At 32.9% G+C, this 17,840-nt stretch carries 14 protein-coding genes and 1 riboswitch; of the genes, 12 read left to right on the top strand and 2 right to left on the bottom strand.

The window, feature by feature from the left end; translation table 11 throughout:
• Window positions 1-44: 44 nt before the first annotated feature.
• On the bottom strand, window positions 45-1,205 hold the full coding sequence (locus ACI313_RS00670) for an iron-containing alcohol dehydrogenase (RefSeq protein WP_439755046.1): 1,161 nt from the start codon (window positions 1,203-1,205) through the stop codon (window positions 45-47).
• A gap of 90 nt (window positions 1,206-1,295) precedes the next feature.
• Here ACI313_RS00670 and ACI313_RS00665 point away from each other — a divergent pair, with 90 nt between their 5' ends.
• From ACI313_RS00665 to ACI313_RS00640, 6 genes are all read left to right on the top strand, one after another.
• A complete protein-coding gene (locus ACI313_RS00665) occupies window positions 1,296-2,228 on the top strand; it encodes a DMT family transporter (protein WP_320608761.1) in 933 nt (310 codons plus the stop codon).
• Window positions 2,229-2,289: 61 nt separating this feature from the next.
• A riboswitch (TPP riboswitch) is annotated at window positions 2,290-2,386 on the top strand.
• 43 nt (window positions 2,387-2,429) lie between these two features.
• Complete coding sequence (locus ACI313_RS00660; protein ID WP_439755045.1) at window positions 2,430-3,188, top strand: ABC transporter permease; 759 nt, start codon at window positions 2,430-2,432, stop codon at window positions 3,186-3,188.
• Window positions 3,185-4,192 carry an ABC transporter substrate-binding protein gene (locus tag ACI313_RS00655; RefSeq protein ID WP_439755044.1) on the top strand — a complete coding sequence of 336 codons (1,008 nt, stop codon included), beginning with the start codon at window positions 3,185-3,187 and terminating at the stop codon, window positions 4,190-4,192. The genes ACI313_RS00660 and ACI313_RS00655 overlap by 4 nt, the downstream gene beginning before the upstream one ends.
• Before the next feature lie 7 nt (window positions 4,193-4,199).
• Entirely contained in the window at window positions 4,200-4,931 is a 732-nt protein-coding gene (locus ACI313_RS00650; RefSeq protein WP_439755043.1) for an ABC transporter ATP-binding protein, read from the top strand.
• Window positions 4,924-5,613 (top strand): TatD family hydrolase, encoded by a 690-nt coding sequence (locus ACI313_RS00645; RefSeq protein ID WP_439755042.1) that lies wholly within the window; start codon window positions 4,924-4,926, stop codon window positions 5,611-5,613. Before ACI313_RS00650 ends, ACI313_RS00645 begins: the two co-directional genes overlap by 8 nt.
• 48 nt (window positions 5,614-5,661) lie before the next feature.
• Complete coding sequence (locus tag ACI313_RS00640; protein WP_439755041.1) at window positions 5,662-6,402, top strand: sulfite exporter TauE/SafE family protein; 741 nt, start codon at window positions 5,662-5,664, stop codon at window positions 6,400-6,402.
• Here the strand turns inward: ACI313_RS00640 and ACI313_RS00635 are convergent.
• Entirely contained in the window at window positions 6,399-6,719 is a 321-nt protein-coding gene (locus ACI313_RS00635) for a hypothetical protein (RefSeq protein WP_320608759.1), read from the bottom strand. The genes ACI313_RS00640 and ACI313_RS00635 overlap by 4 nt on opposite strands.
• A gap of 220 nt (window positions 6,720-6,939) precedes the next feature.
• Between ACI313_RS00635 and ACI313_RS00630 the strand changes: the two genes are divergently transcribed.
• From ACI313_RS00630 to fucO, 6 genes are all read left to right on the top strand, one after another.
• A complete protein-coding gene (locus tag ACI313_RS00630; RefSeq protein WP_439755040.1) occupies window positions 6,940-13,815 on the top strand; it encodes an InlB B-repeat-containing protein in 6,876 nt (2,291 codons plus the stop codon).
• 98 nt (window positions 13,816-13,913) lie between these two features.
• On the top strand, window positions 13,914-14,999 hold the full coding sequence (locus ACI313_RS00625; RefSeq protein ID WP_439755039.1) for an ATP-binding protein: 1,086 nt from the start codon (window positions 13,914-13,916) through the stop codon (window positions 14,997-14,999).
• A 1-nt stretch (window position 15,000) separates the two neighbouring features.
• Window positions 15,001-15,438, top strand: a complete 438-nt coding sequence (locus ACI313_RS00620; protein WP_320608546.1) for a GAF domain-containing protein — start codon at window positions 15,001-15,003, stop codon at window positions 15,436-15,438.
• A gap of 113 nt (window positions 15,439-15,551) precedes the next feature.
• Window positions 15,552-16,190: a MerR family transcriptional regulator gene (locus ACI313_RS00615; RefSeq protein ID WP_320608547.1), complete on the top strand. Its 639-nt coding sequence runs from the start codon at window positions 15,552-15,554 to the stop codon at window positions 16,188-16,190.
• Entirely contained in the window at window positions 16,171-16,485 is a 315-nt protein-coding gene (locus tag ACI313_RS00610) for a YbjQ family protein (RefSeq protein WP_320608548.1), read from the top strand. The genes ACI313_RS00615 and ACI313_RS00610 overlap by 20 nt, the downstream gene beginning before the upstream one ends.
• 120 nt (window positions 16,486-16,605) lie before the next feature.
• Complete coding sequence (fucO, locus tag ACI313_RS00605; RefSeq protein ID WP_320608549.1) at window positions 16,606-17,754, top strand: lactaldehyde reductase; 1,149 nt, start codon at window positions 16,606-16,608, stop codon at window positions 17,752-17,754.
• Window positions 17,755-17,840: the final 86 nt, after the last annotated feature.

The raw sequence follows: 17,840 nt of genomic DNA, 5'->3' as shown, positions 1-17,840 counted from the left end.
TAAGATGTCGTGTCCAAATTTTTGAATTAATTTTGTGTATTTCATTAAAAAGCGCGATTCAATATTTCGATAATGTCTTCTTTTGATAAAGGCACAAAGCTTCCTTTACATTTAGAAGCTGCTTTTGTGGCCATGATTTCAAAGTTATCTTTATTTGTGATTCCAGTTTCGCGAAGAGTTGATGGTAATTCCATCGTATCGAATAAAAATTCTTTTAATGATTCAATTCCCATTTGACTTGCCAACAAATCATCTTTTTGTTGGATGCCAAAGACGTTTCTTGCCATTGTGGCCATTTTCTTAGCTGTTTTTTCATTTAAGATGTATTCCATCCAAACTGGAGTTAAAATAGCTAGGCCTTCGCCATGTGTTATATCATAATAAGCAGATAATTCGTGTTCAATTGGATGGATGCACCAGCTGACTTCACATCCACGTTTAATGGTTCCATTAATCGCAAAACTTGAGCACCACATTAAACTTGCACGAGCTTGATAGTTTGTTGGTTCGTTTAGGGCAATAGGTCCGTATTGAAGGCAACAACGTAAAATGGTTTCGGCAAAACCGGCTTGCATCTCAGTACCTTCAACGTTATTGAAATAGTTTTCAAAGGTATGTGACATCATATCGGCAACACCGGCTGCGGTTTGTTTGCGGGAAACAGTAAAAGTATATGTTGGATCAAGAATGGACATTTTAGGTTTTAGTAATTGGCCTCCGGTTCCTAATTTTTCATTTAAAGTTAAATCAGAAATAACGGCGTATTCATCCATTTCAGATCCTGTTGCCGCAAGTGTTAATACTGTATAAATAGGTAAAGCTTTTTTGATTTTTGTTTTATCAAGGACTAAATCCCATGCATCGCCTTCGTAACAACTACTAGCGGCAATGACTTTCGCACAATCTATGGTAGATCCACCTCCGATGGCAAATACCATATCAATGTCGTTTTCCTTACAGATTTGAGCTCCTTTTCTTACGGTTTCAATGCGAGGATTGGGTTCGACTCCTGATAGTTCATAAACAGTTAAATCATTTTCTTTTAAAATATTCATTGCTTCATCGTATAATCCGGATTTTTTAATGCTTCCAGATCCATAGACAAGAAGTAAACGATTTCCACTTTCTTTTAATTCACTTAGATGGGATATTTGTCCTTTTCCAAAGTGAATCATAGTGGGAACACTATAGGTAAAGTTATTCATGTTTAATCCTCCTAGTTCGATTATAGTACAAATAGTAATCAATTTTCAAAAGTCCTTGTTTTTTTGAATGAATTTTAATAAAATTCATTCATGAACAAGCAAATTAGAAATTCATTTTTATTGGCTTTTGCCGCTCTTTTATGGGGAATTAGCTTTGTATTTCAAAGTGAAGGTGGAGATGCGATTGGACCATATTCATTCAATTGTATTCGTTGTTTTATAGGCTCAGCGGTATTGCTTCCTGTTATTTGGTTTTGTGATCGTTTATCCATTTCCAAAAAACCACAAACCAAACAAGACAAAAAAACACTTTGGTTAGCGGGATTGAGCAGTGGATCGTTATTGTTCATTGCGACCAATCTACAACAATTGGGAATGTATTTTGGAACACCTTCTTCTAAAGCTGGATTCTTAACAGCGTGCTACATTGTTTTAGTGCCAGTATTTGGTTTATTTTTAAAGAAGAAATGTGGATGGAATATATGGATTGGTGTCATACTTTGTGTATGTGGTTTATATTTTCTATGTATTAATACGACTCTTTCATTAGAATTTTGGGACTTCTTAACGATTCTTTGTGCCCCGGTATTTGCCCTACAAATATTAGTGATTGATCATTTTTCACCGAAAGTGGATGGTGTTCGTTTATCTTGTATTCAATTTTTATTTTGTGGATTGTTTACAGCTATTCCTATGTTCTTTTTAGAAATTAATAGTACTTGGATTTATCAATTTAATGCTTCGGCATGGGTTTCTTTATTGTATGCAGGTATTTGTAGTTGTGGAATTGCGTATACACTACAAATTATTGGTCAAAAAGATTTGAATCCAACGATTGCTTCAATGATTATGTCATTGGAATCGGTGTTCTCGGTTCTGGCAAGCTGGTTATTGTTAGGACAAGTATTGTCTTCTCGTGAAATAGGTGGTTGTATCTTGATTTTTATAGCTATCATATTGGCTCAGCTTCCAATGGATTCTATTTATCAGTTTATTCCAAGTTTAGTAAAAGTAAGAGAATAGTGGGTAAAAACACTGTTCTTTTTTTTTATTTTTTTGTATAATGTAACTACAAGTAAATAATTTGTCATGACAGGGGTGCCAATAGGCTGAGATGGATTACCAATCCCTTATGACCTGATCTAGTTAATGCTAGCGTAGGGAGTCATATCAAGAAGAAAATATGACGTCCTTTGACGTCTTTTTTTGTTGAAAGGAGGAAAAATGAAAAAGAAAAAAATTTTGATACCCTTGGTTGTATTTATTTGTGTCATTTTCCTATGGGAGGGATGTGTAAAACTATTTGATATTAGTTTATATATTCTTCCTGCTCCTTCAATGATTTTACAAGCAATCATTTCTAATTTTAGTGTTTTATGGATGCATTCCATGGTGACTTTAAAAGAAGCTTTGATTGGTTTATTCATAAGTACATTATTAGCTATTTTCATTGCCATAGGAATGGATTTATCAAAGACATTTAAAAGCAGTGTCTATCCATTTTTAATTGTGACTCAAACTGTACCCGTTATGGTTCTTGGTCCTTTGTTTTCAATATGGCTTGGCTTTGGAATGGCACCTAAAGTATTGATTGTGATTTTTATGTGTTTCTTTCCCATTGCGATTTCGTTTTGTGATGCATTGGGACAAGTGGATCTCAAACAAATTAATTTATTAAAGAGTTTTGGTGCCAATACGTTTCAAATCTATAAAATGGTTAAAATTCCTGCTGGGGCCATTGGTCTATTTTCAGGATTGAAAGTAGCGGCAACCTATTGTATAGGAGGAGCCATTGTAGGGGAATGGCTATCAAGTAGCGCTGGACTTGGGTATTACATGTTACGAGTAAAGAATGGTTATATGTTAGATAAAGTATTTGCTTGCGTTGTTGTGATTATTTTGTGGAGTATTTTATTAAATGGTGTAGTCACACTTATTGAATATATTTTATTTCCACATTTAAAAAAAGGAGAAAAGAAATGAAAAAACTACTAACAGCTGTTTTATCTTGTGTTCTTGTTTTTTCTTTAACAGCTTGTTCAAGTAATGATACACAAGATAGTAATTCAGATTTAACGAAAGTAACTTTAATGTTGGATTATACACCTAATACCAATCATACAGGATTCTATGTTGCCAAGGAAAAAGGATACTATGAAGAAATGGGATTGGATGTTGAAATTATTGAACCAGGAGACAATGCCACTACAAGTATGGTAGCTACTGGAAAAGCAGATTTTGGTGTGTCTTATCAAGAAGATGTAACGTATGCTCTAACGGCTCAAGATGCTTTACCAATTAAAGCGATTGCGACAATTATTCAACATAATACATCTGGTTTCGTGTCTTTAAAAGATGCCAATATTAATAGTCCCAAGGACTTTGAAGGAAAAACATATGCGGGATGGGGTGCTCCTAGTGAAGAAGCGGTCATTCAAGCGGTTATGAAAAAAGAAAATGCGGATTTCTCAAAATTGACAATTGTGGGAGCCGATGGTTCTGGTGTTGCTGGTTTATCAAGTGAAACTGGAGACAATAAAGTAAATTTAAATTGGGAATTCTATGGATGGGCTGTTACTCGTGCGTTAATGGATGGATATGATTTAAATTATATGCCATTAAATGAATTAGATGAACGCTTGGATTACTATACACCGGTTATCATCACAAATAATGATATGATTGAAAACAATCCAGAGATTTGTGAAAAATTCATGAGTGCAACGAAAAAAGGATATGAATATGCCATTGATAATCCAGATGAAGCAGCTACTATTTTACATGATGTTGCTTTATCGGATGTAGATTTAGATTTTATTAAAAAATCACAAGAATATTTATCTAAGCAATATGCTTTAGATGCACCTAGTTGGGGTGTTATGAAAGATGAGGTCTGGGATAATTATACGGATTTTATGTTTGAATATGGGTTAATTGATTCTAAAATTGATGCCAAACAACAATATACCAATGAATTTGTAGAATAGGAGTATTATGAAGCTTTGTGTAAAGGATTTATCGATTTCATTTGATCAGCTTATTTTAAATCACATTGATTTTCAAATTGAACAAGGTGAATTTGTAGCTTTGTTGGGTCCAAGTGGATGTGGAAAATCAACGATTTTAAATATTTTGGCAGGGTTATTAAAACAAGATAGTGGAATCATTGAAGTGGATGGACAATTAGTAGAAGGATTAAGTGATCATTTTGCGTACATGCCACAAAGTGATTTATTATTGGAATGGAAGACAATACTAGAGAATGTAACTTTGTATGGACAAATCAATCATGATAAAAATGCTAAAGAAAATGCACTAAAGGAGTTCAAAACCTTTGGCTTAGATGGATATCAAAATGCCTATCCTTCTCAGTTATCAGGGGGAATGCGACAAAGAGCGGCTTTTCTAAGAACGGCTTTATGCAAAGCAGATATCTTATTGTTAGATGAGCCCTTTGGGGCATTGGATGTCATAACGCGTAATGATATGCAAGATTGGTTATTGGATTTACGTAATCAATATAATCGTACGACTTTACTGGTAACCCATGATATTGATGAGGCATTGTATTTAGCGGATCGTATTTTAATTTTATCGCATCATCCGGCATCGATTTTAAAGGAAATCAATTTACATGGAATCCAAAAGAGTCGTGATTGGTTGTTTGAACAAGGAAATTTGAAAAAAGAGATTTATGAATTATTAAAAGGTGAAAACAATGCATGATGCTCATTTTCATATGTCAAAAGAATTATTTGATTTGTTTAAAGAAAATAAAATGAAGGGCATTTGTAATGTGGATAGTGTGGAAGAATATGAGTGCATACAATCTTTATTGAAAGAATATCCTTTTGAATTTAGTGTTGGCATTCATCCTTGGAAAGCAGATCAAATGAGTTTTGAAGAAATGAAATCTTTATTTTCTAAGACGAAATTTATAGGAGAAATAGGATTAGATAATACTTGGTGTGACATTGACTTGGATATTCAAAAAAGGGTTTTTATTCAACAATTAGAATTTGCATCTAAGTATCAAAAACCAGTAATCTTACATGTTAAGGGCATGGAACAAGAAGCTTTAAATTTAATTAAACAATATAAGAATACATATATCGTTCATTGGTATTCTTGTCTTGACTTTCTGAAAGAATACGATGAAGTTGTAGACTATTTTACCGTAGGTCCTTCTGTAGGAATTGATGAAGCGGTCACGAATTTAGTAAAAAATGTAGATGTTCATAAATTATTGTTAGAAAGCGATGGCATTGATGCCATTGAATGGGCAATACAGTCAAGGGATTATCTAAAAATGTTTAATCATTCAATAGAACAAATAAATGAAATTAAACAAATGGACTGTACAGATATTCTTGATCAAAATTTTAATCAGTTATTAAAAAGAGCGTAAGCTCTTTTTTTGATGACAAAATAAAAACAAATAGATATAATAAATCCCATGGAAATAGTAATGATATGTGTTTTAGTATTCTTAGCTGGGTTTGTCGATGCCATTGGTGGAGGTGGAGGACTCATTTCTTTGCCGGCTTATTTAATGGCTGGACTTCCTGTTCATAATGCCATTGCCACAAATAAATTATCAAGCTCAATGGGAACAACTGTTACAACCATTCGCTATGCCAGAGCGGGTTTTATTCAATGGAATATTGCCATTGTTTGTTTGGTATTTGCGATTATGGGATCGTCTTTAGGAGCGCATCTTGCCTTATTAATTGAAGATACTTTCTTTAAAAGAATCATGTTGATTGTGATTCCTTTAACGGCTTGTTACGTGTTATATCCTAAATCTTTAAAGGAAAAAGAACCTTTATCAAAACAAATGACAATTGCGATTAGTAGTGTGGTTGCCTTTGGTATTGGAATATACGATGGTTTTTATGGACCAGGAACGGGAACGTTTTTATTGATTTTATTGACTAGTTTAGCACATTTGAATCTGCAACAAGCCAATGGAATCACAAAAGTCATCAATCTAACTACGAATTATTCAAGTTTAATTGTGTATTTATTAAATGCCAAAGTATTAATTCCAATTGGTTTATTGGCAGGAGCCTTTAATATGTTAGGAAATTATATTGGTTCTTCGTATTTTAAAAAAGGAAGTTTTTCCGTAAAACCAATCATGATTTTTGTCTTAGTTATTTTCTTTGTGAAGACAATAATAGAAATCATCGGTTAACCACCGATGATTGCGTAAAATTGATCATAGGATTCATCCAGTAATTCATAGACATCGTCTTTGATTTTAAAACAAATGAAGTCATAGACACGACTATCGATTTGTTTTTGAATGATGGATTTTTCTATGATTTTTTTGTTTTTTAGAAACTGTGACTTAGGAACTTCACCGTCTTTATATTCTAAAGGGGCATTATCTTGTTCCATTAACTGATTTAATAATTGTTTGTCTTTCTTGTTCATAGAAGTCATGTAGTTCCATAAACTTGCGATTTTCTCTTGTTTCACAGCTTCTGGATTTTTCTTGATTAAAAACATAATATCACCGTATTCATTGTATCATAAAACAAATTATCTTTTTGCCTAGATTTAAGAATTCCTTAATTGCTTTTTAATTACAGGGGGGGGTATAATGTGCTTAACATAAAGATGTAATTTTTATTTCATTTTTATTAAAGCATTTCTTTTTATTTTTTTTTATCCTTTTTCAGAAAGGAGAGAAAAAATAAAAAAGAAGAGAAAAAAGAGAGGAAAAATTATGAAAGCTAAGCAAAGTAAGAAAACTGTAGCCGTTGCTTTGAGTGCCGCTATTGGAATGACAAATGCCGTTAGTCCTGTGGCAACTGTATTAGCCAACGACGACACTTCCCAACCTGATTCACAAATTGAATCGTATCAAGGAGTTGATTTAACCAACACGGATGTGGAAGAAAAAGTAAGTGCGTCTTTAGTCGTTCAGTATGTATTAGATGGAACAGTAATAGATGCCAAAACAATTAATGGATATGTGAACGATGAAATTTCTGTTGATTCATTACAATTAGATGGATACACCATTTCTTCTATTAAAGATAATGAACATCAAAAAGAATATCAATTAAATAATATTGAATTAGAATATGAAAACCAAACCATTCAAGTGGAAGTTTCTAAAATACAAGAACAAGTCAATCAATCTTGTACAGTTGTTTTAGAACATGTTGTATCAACTAACTTAGGTTCATTCCGTGATGAACAAACAATCACTATTAACCAAGATCAATTGGATTTAAGTATGTATGCGAAATCAATTGAAGGTTTACAAGTTGATTCAGTGGATACAGTAAGTACAGATGAATTTAATAATGAAACAATCTACAAAACAATTTCTTATTCTATCAAGAGTGGATATAAAGCAGTTTGGAAAAATGAACCAGCTATTATGCCTTTCTCTATTTATGTAGGAACTTTTGATGATATTGATATTGTTCCTGTAGGACAGATTCCAGTAACCGTTAAAGTTCAATATGAAGATGGAACTCTTTCTTCATTGGAATCAGTAATGGCAAATGAAGAAAATAATGGATATTCATTTACTTATTCATTAGATGGAAAAATCCCAGCAGGATATAGCGCAACGGTTAGTGAAGGATATACTTTAGAAGGAAATACAATCACATCAACTTTATCAAGTGAAGCAACAAGTGGAGAAGTAGTTGTTACGTTACAAGCTAATGATGTGACATATAAAGTAGTTACACGTGTTCCTAATGAAGGATATAAAGAAGTTGATTTAGATGATAAAGCTTCTTATACAGAAACAACAGAAACTGCTTCTGGTAAATATGGACAAATGTCAAATGTTGAAGCAGCTGTTAAGCCTGGATTTAGTGCTAAGGCAATTGCTCAACAAGAAATTAAAGATGGTGCAGTTGTTTATGTGGAATATGTACGTAATACATATGCACTATCATTTGATACAAACGGTGGATCTTATGTAAAACCTATTAAAGGTATTTATGAACAAACTGTATCTTTACCAACAACAAATCCTACTAAACAAGGATATACATTTGATGGTTGGTATTTGGATGAAGATTGTACACAAGAAGCTTCTCCAACTATCACATTAGATGGAAACAAAGTTGTTTATGCGAAATGGACTCCAGCTAAAGTTAATTACACAGTTGTTCACATGGTTGAAAAACTAGATGCCAATAATAAATCATATTATGTATTTGATAGTTCTCAAACTAAACAAGCAAATACAGAATCATCTGTAACAGGTCAAGCAATTGATACAAGAAATCTTAAAACAGATGAAAAAGCGTATTACCAAGTTAGCACAACAAAACAACCTACAACTGAAACAGTAAAAGCAGATGGTTCAACAGTTGTTTATCAATACTATGATTTAAAGGAATATACAATTAATTTCAATATTCATAGTCCTAGAAGGGTAACAGATGCCAAAATCACAATCAATGGTAAAGATTATGCCGATGTAGATGGTTATGATTATACAATTAAAGTTAAATTAGGTATGGATATTACTTCTATTTGGCCAAGTAATGCTACTGTTTCTTCTACTTCTACAAACTATCAATTCTATTCATGGAGTAGTGACAGTTGGTCTGCTCCCTTTGTCACAAAGAGATTTAATGCATCAAAAGAAGTGATTCCTGCAGGTAGTACAACTATTAATGTAACAGGTAATTGGGTAACTAATGCAAGCAAAAAGAGTGTTGAATACTGGTTAGAAAAACCAGATGGTTCTGGCTATGAAAAGAGTGAAGAATATAGTGAGTCTCCTATTTATTTGACAGGTGGTTTAAATCCAAAAGAACTATATGGTTATAAATATGATCATGAAAGTAATATTGAAACAGGTGGTTGGTTTCCAACGGTAACTACATATCGTTTCTACTATGATCGTGCTGCATTTGATATTACATACAAATATGGATCTCAAAATGTTAAGACAGTAAAAGATATTAAATTCGGTGCTGATATTAGTTCAAAGAACTACAACTATTATTTAGTTCCAGGTACTGTTGGTGTAGAAGATGATTACAAATTTGTTGGTTGGTATGATAATCCAGAATGCCAAGGTGATCCTTATAACTTCACTACAATGCCAGGTAATGCATTAGCATTGTATGCGAAATTTGAAGCTCCTAAGAAAACTGTTACTTTAGTTAAAAATAATGGTGAAGAAAATGAGTCTTTCAAAGTCACAAAACATGAAACAGCTTCTCTTCCTAGTACATTAAATAAAGAAGGTTATATATTCGATGGATGGTATGAAGATGCTGCTTGCACTAAAGAATATGATGTAAATGCTCCAGTAACTGAAGATATTACATTATATGCGAAATGGAATGCGAATACCGAAACAAGTTATACTGTTTCTTATATAGATGCTGATGGTACTGAATTGGCAGATGATAAAGTTGTAACAGGTACTGTTGGTGCGAATGTAAATGAAAAAGCAGTTAATATTAATGGATATATTGTTGATCAATATTCTAAGACGCTTACTTTAAATCCAGAAACTAGTAAAAATACAATCGTATTTACTTATACTAAGATTGAGGATTTAACTTACTCAGTACAATACAAATATAATGGTACTGTTAAAGAAAGTGAAAATGCTTTAGAAGCTAAGGCTAGTAAGTTTACTGTATACCCAAATCAAGACATCGCAACTAGATTATATAAACAAGGTTATACAATCAAGGATTTATATAAGACAGTTACAGTATCTGTAGATGGTGAAAATATTGTTGTCTTTGATTTAGAATTAGCTGACTATGACATTACTTATACTGGATTAGAAAATATTACTGGTTGGGATAATGGAAGTAAAGATAATCCAAATCCTTCAACTTATACAGTGGAAACACCTGATATTACATTAGTAAATCCTAAGAAAGATGGATATAACTTCAAGGGATGGGAATTGGTAGGTGTAACTACTGCTGGAACTCATGATGGAATGAATACAGTCATTTCTAAAGGCTCTACTGGAAACTTAACATTTAATGCGACTTGGGAAGAAAAACAAATTGCTGATTACTTCACATTGGATGCACAAGATAGTTCTAAGACATATGATGGATTAGTATTAAATCCTAAAGCCGCTTCTGTTTCTTTAAATGAAGGAAAAGAAGGAAATGTTGATGAAGTTAAGATCCAATATAGTGTTGATGGAACAAATTGGGTAAGTGATGTTAAAGATATTGCTTATACTGATGTAACAGAAGTAAAAGTAAAAGTTAAAGCAAGTAGTCAATATTATTTAGGTGAATTAAATAAAGAAGTTACACTAACGATTTCTAAAGCACCTGTTAAAGTTACAACTCCAACTAAATCTAAAGTTTATGATGGAACTCCATTAATTGCAGAAGGAAGTATTACTGGTTTAGTAAATGGGGAAACAGTTACATTTGCAACTACTGGTTCTCAAACAGGTGTAGGAACAAGTGATAATACTTATTCATTAACTTGGGATGGAACTGCCTCACAAGGTAACTATGAATTAAGTGAGAATATTGGAAAATTAACTGTAACTCAACAATCAATTGATGAAAACGATAAAGAGAATTATCTTGGTGTTAAAGTTGGTGAATTAGAAAATGTTGTTTATAACGGATTAGAACAAGCTCAAAAACCAACTGTTAAAGATAAAGATGAAAAAGATTTAGCAGAAAATACTGATTACACAGTAGATTTCTCTGAAGATGTAACAAATGTTGGTAAAGTAATAGTTACAATCACTGGTAAAGGTAACTACACTGGTACAGTCACTCGTACTTATGAAATTACTAAAGCTCCATTGAAGGTTACAACTCCAACTTCTTCTAAAGTATATGATGGAACTCCATTAACTGCAGAAGGAAGTATTACTGGTTTAGTAAATGGGGAAACAGTTACATTTGCAACTACTGGTTCTCAAACAGGTGTAGGAACAAGTGATAATACTTATTCATTAACTTGGGATGGAACTGCCTCACAAGGTAACTATGAATTAAGTGAGAATATTGGAAAATTAAGTGTATCAAATCAATCAATTGATCCTGAAAATCCAGCTTATAAAGGTGTAACAGTTAATGATCCATCTGATGTTGTTTACAATGGTAAAGAACAAAAATGGGCACCTGAACTTAAAGATAAAGATACAGTATTAACTAAAGATGTAGATTATGTTGTTTCTTATTCAGATGATGTTAAGAATGTTGGAATAGTAACAGTAACTATTACTGGTATTGGAAACTATGCTGGTGTTGTTACTAAGACATATCAAATTACTCCTAAGACAGTAACCGTTGTTACGGATTCAGATACTAAAGTATATGATGGAACTCCATTAACAGCTGGTGGAAATATTGGTGGTTTAGTTGATGGCGAATCTGTTTCATTAAAATTAACTGGTTCACAAACAAATGTAGGAACAAGTAAGAATACATATGAAATTGATTGGACAAAAGCGGATAGTAAAAACTATACAGTATCTGACACAATTGGAACATTAACAGTTAAACCACAATCTATTACTGAAAATGATCCTGATAATTTAGGAGTTACAGTAGGTACATTAACAGATGTTGTTTACAATGGATTAGATCAAGCTCAAAAACCAAGTGTTATTAATAAAGATGGAAATGCTTTAGTGGAAAATACAGATTATACAGTTGCTTTCTCTAACGATATTAAAAATGTTGGTGTTGTTACAGTTACAATTACTGGTACAGGAAACTACACTGGTACAGTAACTCGTACTTACAACATTATCAAAGCTCCATTAACAATTACTACAGAATCTGCTTCTAAAGTATATGATGGAACTGCTTTAACTGCTGGTGGTGAAATTGTTGGTTTAGTAAATAATGAAACAGTTACATTCAAGGTTACTGGAACACAAACAAATGTTGGAACAACAGGAAATACTTATGTATTAACTTGGGATGGAACAGCTGATGAAGATAACTATTCATTAAGTACTTCTTTAGGTACATTAACAGTAACAGAACAATCAATTGTCCCTGAAAATCCTTCTTATAAAGGTGTAACAGTAAATAATCCAACTGATAAAGTTTATAATGGACAAAAACAAGAATGGTATCCAATTGTTAGTAAAGAAGATGGAAGTAAATTAGTTGCTGGTAAGGACTATACAATTAAGTTCTCAGATGACGTGACAAATGTTGGTAAAGTAACAGTTACAATTACTGGTAAAGGAAACTATAGTGGAACAGTTACTAAGACTTACAATATCACTCCAAAAGAAGTTACAATCACTACTGAATCTACTTCTAAAGTATATGATGGAACGGCTTTAACGGCTCAAGGTTCTATTGAAGGTATTGTGGAAGGTGAAACTTATTCATTCACTACTACTGGATCTCAAACAAATGTAGGATCAAGTGTAAACAGTTATGATTTACAATGGACAGGAACTGCTAAAGAAGGTAACTACATAGTAAGTCCAAGTGTAGGAACATTAACAGTAACTGCTCAATCAATCAATCAAAAAGATGATAACTATTTAGGAGTTACAGTAGGAACATTAAGTGATGTTGTTTACAACGGATTAGAACAAGCACAAAAACCAAGTGTACAAGACAAATCTGGTAAAGACTTAGTTGAAGATGTAGACTACAAAGTTTCATTCTCTAAAGATGTAACTAATGTTGGAACAGTAACGGTTACAATTACAGGTATTGGAAACTACACTGGTGTTGTAACTCGTACATACAACATTACGAAAGCTCCATTAACAATTACGACTGAATCTGCTTCTAAAGTATATGATGGAACTCCATTAACTGCAGAAGGTAAAGTTGAAGGATTAGTAAATGGTGAAACAGTGTCATTTGAAACAACAGGAACTATTACAAATGTAGGAACAGTTGATAATGATTATTCATTAACATGGGATGGAACTGCTAAGGAAGGTAACTATGAAGTGAATGTAGATAAAGGTACATTGACAGTTACTCCACAATCCATTACTGAAAATGATCCTGATAATTTGGGAGTTACAGTAGGAACATTAACAGATGTTGTCTATAACGGATTAGAACAAGCACAAAAACCAAGTGTTACTGACAAAGATGGAAAAGACTTAGTAGAAAATACTGATTACACAGTAAGTTTCACTGAAGATGTGACAAATGTTGGTGAAGTAACAGTTACAATTACTGGTGTTGGAAACTATACAGGTACAGTAGTTCGTACTTATGATATTACACCAGCTAAATTGGTTATTAAAACAGGTAGTGCTACTAAAGAATATGATGGAAAACCATTGACTAATTCTGAAGTTGCAATTGAAGGATTAGTTAATGATGAAATCTTATCTGTTACAGTGACTGGATCTCAAACAGAAGTTGGATCAAGTGAAAACACAGTAGAACTTCATTGGGCTAAACCATTGTCTCGTGTAGCTAGAGAAAGTACAGCTCTTCAATCAAATTACGATGTGACATTTGAATTAGGAACATTAACTGTTACTAAAGCTAAAGAAGTCGTTAAAAATGACACAAATACAGGTGTTGGAACAAATGCTACTGCTTATATGACAAGCATGGCTGTTTCTGGAGCAGCGGCAGTTGCGTTATTAAAACGTAGAAACAAAAATAAAAAAGACTAATTAGGTCTTTAATCTGAAAAACATGGGTTTTGCCCATGTTTTTCTTTTTTTGTGGAATTCAAATTTATTTTCAATATAATTTTTGATAAACTTGATACATGAAAATAGAAGAAATATTAAAGCTAGAAAATAAATGTATTGTAGATATACGCGATGCTGGAACCTATCAAAGAGATCACATTCCTGGGGCTATAAACATTAAGATACAAGACTTAGAAACTTTACCTAAAGACAAACCATTATATTTATGTGATTACACGGGATTTAAAAGTGAACAATTATGTGAACAATTAAATCAAAAAGGATATGAAAGCTATGCCATTGATGGTGGATATTATGGATACGTAGATGCGATTCATTCTTTTTCTTGTAAAGAAATGGAACGAAGCATTATTAAAAAGTTTCGTAAAGAAATTTGGCGAAAATTTACGAAAGCTATCAATGAATATCAATTAGTTAATGAAGGCGATAAAATTGCGGTTTGTATTTCAGGAGGAAAAGATTCGGTTTTACTTGCGAAGCTATTCCAAGAATTAAAACGACACGGAAAAGTTAATTTTGATTTGGTTTTTCTTGTGATGAATCCTGGATATAATGATATGAACTACAATATGATTGAAGTAAACGCCAAGCGCTTAGATATTCCCATTACTTCATTTTCAACAGATATTTTTGAATATGTTTCAACACAATCTGGGGCACCGTGTTATTTATGTGCAAGAATGAGAAGAGGACATTTATATCATGCGGCTAAAGAACTAGGATGCAACAAGATTGCTTTAGGACACCATTATGATGATGTGATTGAAACGATTTTAATGGGAATGATGTATGGAGCACAGATTCAAACGATGATGCCCAAATTAAAGAGCACAAATTTTGAAGGAATGGAATTGATTCGTCCTTTGTATTTAGTTAGAGAAGATGACATCATTCATTGGATGAATTACAATCATTTACAATTTTTACGCTGTGCATGTAAGTTAACAGAAATGAGTGAAGAACAAGAAGGAGTTTCTAAGCGTAAGGAAATTAAGAATCTGATTAAAGAATTACATGAAATTAATCCTTACATAGAAGCTAATATATTTAAATCTGTTGAAAACGTGAATTTGGATACTGTTATTGCGTATAAAAAAGATGGCAAGAGAGTTCATTTTTTAGATGAATATGAGGAGAAGTAGTATGAATTTATTAACACAACAATTAAAGTATTTAATCGAAGACGATCAATATGAAATTACATCACTATCCAATATGGCTAGTTTTATCTACAATGAATTAGAAGATGTATCATGGGCTGGTTTTTATTTATATAAAGACGAACAATTAATTTTAGGACCCTTTCAAGGAAAAGTAGCTTGTACAATTATTAAAATGGGAAGTGGTGTATGTGGTACATCGGCTCTAAAACAAGAAACTTTGGTTGTGGAAAACGTACATGAATTTCCTGGACACATTGCTTGTGATAGCGCTAGTAATTCGGAAATCGTTGTTCCTATTGTAGTGAATGACAAATTATATGGAGTATTAGACTTAGACAGTACTTCTTTTGATCGATTTGGAAAAGACAAAGAATTAATTGAAAGTTTTGTGGATGTTTTAGTAAAGAAATTAGGATAGGCCTATTGTGAATAGGTCTTTTTTCTTTTTATAATAATAAAAAACATATATTTTTCATTTTTTATTGACTTTACCATAAGGGAATAGTTTATAAAAAAGACAAAGGAGGAGCTATGTTGATCAATGACGTTGAAAGTATTGTAGGAATATCGAAAAAAAGTATTCGTTATTACGAACAAATGGGATTAATTCATCCGGATCGAAGTGAATCCAATGGCTATCGAACATATAATGAATTTGATATAAGACAATTAAAGATTGTGAAATTTTTAAGAGAATTAGGAGTTCCTGTACAAGAAATTAAAAAAGTACTTAGTAATGAATTGTCTTTACGAGCTTGTGTTGAATCAAGGTTGTTGACGATTGAACAAGAAATGAAAAATTATCAAAAAGTGTGTTCTATGTGTTATAAACTCATTGATGCCAATGAATCACTTGAAACCATTCAAATTGATCAATACTTTCAAGACATGAATGTTTTAAACAAAGAGGGATTTTCAATGCGAAAAGTAGAAGAAGAACACAATAAACAAATAAAAGCAGCTATTTATTCAAGCATTGGATTTTGTTTGTTTATGGGGGCAATGGCGGCTCTGATGATTTATGCGCAGATGCAAGAACCTATGCCTATGATTTTATTTGTAGTTGTATTAAGTATTTTTGTTGTACCAATACTAGTTATACCTAAAATGTTGATAAGCAGAATTAAAGAAATTAAAAAAGGAGAAGCAGATGAAGCTAGTAAATATTGATTATGTGCCTGGATATGAAATTGTAGAGGCATTAGGGATTGTAAAAGGACAAGTAGTTCAGTCTAAAAATATTGGAAAAGACATTGGAGCTGGTTTAAAAACCATTGTGGGTGGAGAATTAGTTGGTTATTCTGATATGTTGAAAGAAGCAAGACAAATTGCGACAAAACGAATGGTTGATGAAGCAGAATCGTTGGGAGCAGATGCGATTATTAATATTCGTTTTGGTTCGTCTTCTGTTATGTCTGGGGCAGCTGAAATCATTGCCTATGGAACGGCTGTAAAATTAAAATAATAAAAACAAAGAGGTTGTCAATATGATGGCCTCTTTTGTGAATTCGCTTACATTTTAATTGAATTTAACATAAATAGTTGTAAAATATGAAATAGAGTAAATCTTATAGGAGGAAATAATATGGCAAATCGTTTTATTTTAAATGAAACATCTTATCATGGAAAAGGAGCAATCAACGAAATCCCAACGGAAATTAAAGCACGTGGATTCAAAAAAGCATTCGTTGCTTCTGACCCTGATTTGATTAAATTTGGCGTAACTAAAAAAGTAACAGATTTATTAGATGGAGCTGGAATTGAATATGTTGTTTACAGCAATATTCAACCAAACCCAACAATTGAAAACGTACAAACAGGTGTGAAAGCATTCGCTGATGCACAAGCAGATGTAATCATCGCTATTGGTGGTGGATCAAGTATGGATACTGCTAAAGCAATTGGTGTTATTAACACAAACCCTGAATTTGCGGATGTACGTTCTTTAGAAGGTGCAAGTCCAACTAAAAATCCTTGTACACCAATTTTAGCTGTACCAACAACAGCTGGAACTGCTGCTGAAGTAACTATCAACTATGTAATCACTGACCCAGAAAACAAACGTAAATTCGTTTGTGTAGATCCACATGATATTCCTGTTGTTGCCTTTGTTGACCCAGACATGATGTCAAGTATGCCTGCTGGATTAACAGCTGCTACTGGTATGGATGCTTTAACACATGCCATTGAAGGATATATTACAGCGGGTGCTTGGGAATTAAGTGATATGTTCCATATCAAAGCTATTCAATTAATTGCGAAAAACTTACGTGGAGCTGTTAATAATGATCCAACTGCTAGAGAAAACATGGCATTGGCTCAATACATTGCTGGTATGGGATTCTCAAATGTTGGTTTAGGTGTTGACCACGCTATGGCTCATACTTTATCAGCTTACTATGGAATGCCTCATGGAAAAGCATGTGCTACTCTTCTTCCAACTGTTATGGCTTATAACGCTGATGCGACTGGTGAAAAATACCGTGACATTGCAGCTGCTTTTGATGTAGAAGGAGCTTACACTAAACCACTTGAAGAAGTTCGTGAATTAGCTGTTGCGGCTGTTAAACAATTAGGAGAAGACGTTGGAATTGAAATGTCATTGAAAGGTGTTGTTCCTATGGAAGACATCGATGCATTGAGTGCTGATGCTTCTAAAGACGCATGTGCGCCAGGAAATCCAAAACCTGCTTCTGTTGAAGACATCAAACAAATGTTCTTATCATTAATGTAATAACTAAAAAGGAGATCAGTCGATCTCCTTGCAGTTTGTTGACAAACCCCTCGTTTTATTTTATTCGAGGGGTTATATTTTGCCAA

The organism is Floccifex sp. (assembly GCF_051873495.1).
In the GTDB taxonomy this organism is placed as follows: Bacteria; Bacillota_I; Bacilli_A; order Erysipelotrichales; family Erysipelotrichaceae; genus Floccifex.
This window is presented reverse-complemented; position numbering and strand designations above follow the sequence as displayed.

Coding starts and splice junctions, on each gene's coding strand:
- ACI313_RS00670 (WP_439755046.1), bottom strand. CDS start 1,205: ATGAATAACTTTACCTATAGTGTTCCCACTATGATTCACTTTGGAAAA.
- ACI313_RS00665 (WP_320608761.1), top strand. CDS start 1,296: ATGAACAAGCAAATTAGAAATTCATTTTTATTGGCTTTTGCCGCTCTT.
- ACI313_RS00660 (WP_439755045.1), top strand. CDS start 2,430: ATGAAAAAGAAAAAAATTTTGATACCCTTGGTTGTATTTATTTGTGTC.
- ACI313_RS00655 (WP_439755044.1), top strand. CDS start 3,185: ATGAAAAAACTACTAACAGCTGTTTTATCTTGTGTTCTTGTTTTTTCT.
- ACI313_RS00650 (WP_439755043.1), top strand. CDS start 4,200: ATGAAGCTTTGTGTAAAGGATTTATCGATTTCATTTGATCAGCTTATT.
- ACI313_RS00645 (WP_439755042.1), top strand. CDS start 4,924: ATGCATGATGCTCATTTTCATATGTCAAAAGAATTATTTGATTTGTTT.
- ACI313_RS00640 (WP_439755041.1), top strand. CDS start 5,662: ATGGAAATAGTAATGATATGTGTTTTAGTATTCTTAGCTGGGTTTGTC.
- ACI313_RS00635 (WP_320608759.1), bottom strand. CDS start 6,719: ATGTTTTTAATCAAGAAAAATCCAGAAGCTGTGAAACAAGAGAAAATC.
- ACI313_RS00630 (WP_439755040.1), top strand. CDS start 6,940: ATGAAAGCTAAGCAAAGTAAGAAAACTGTAGCCGTTGCTTTGAGTGCC.
- ACI313_RS00625 (WP_439755039.1), top strand. CDS start 13,914: ATGAAAATAGAAGAAATATTAAAGCTAGAAAATAAATGTATTGTAGAT.
- ACI313_RS00620 (WP_320608546.1), top strand. CDS start 15,001: ATGAATTTATTAACACAACAATTAAAGTATTTAATCGAAGACGATCAA.
- ACI313_RS00615 (WP_320608547.1), top strand. CDS start 15,552: ATGTTGATCAATGACGTTGAAAGTATTGTAGGAATATCGAAAAAAAGT.
- ACI313_RS00610 (WP_320608548.1), top strand. CDS start 16,171: ATGAAGCTAGTAAATATTGATTATGTGCCTGGATATGAAATTGTAGAG.
- fucO (WP_320608549.1), top strand. CDS start 16,606: ATGGCAAATCGTTTTATTTTAAATGAAACATCTTATCATGGAAAAGGA.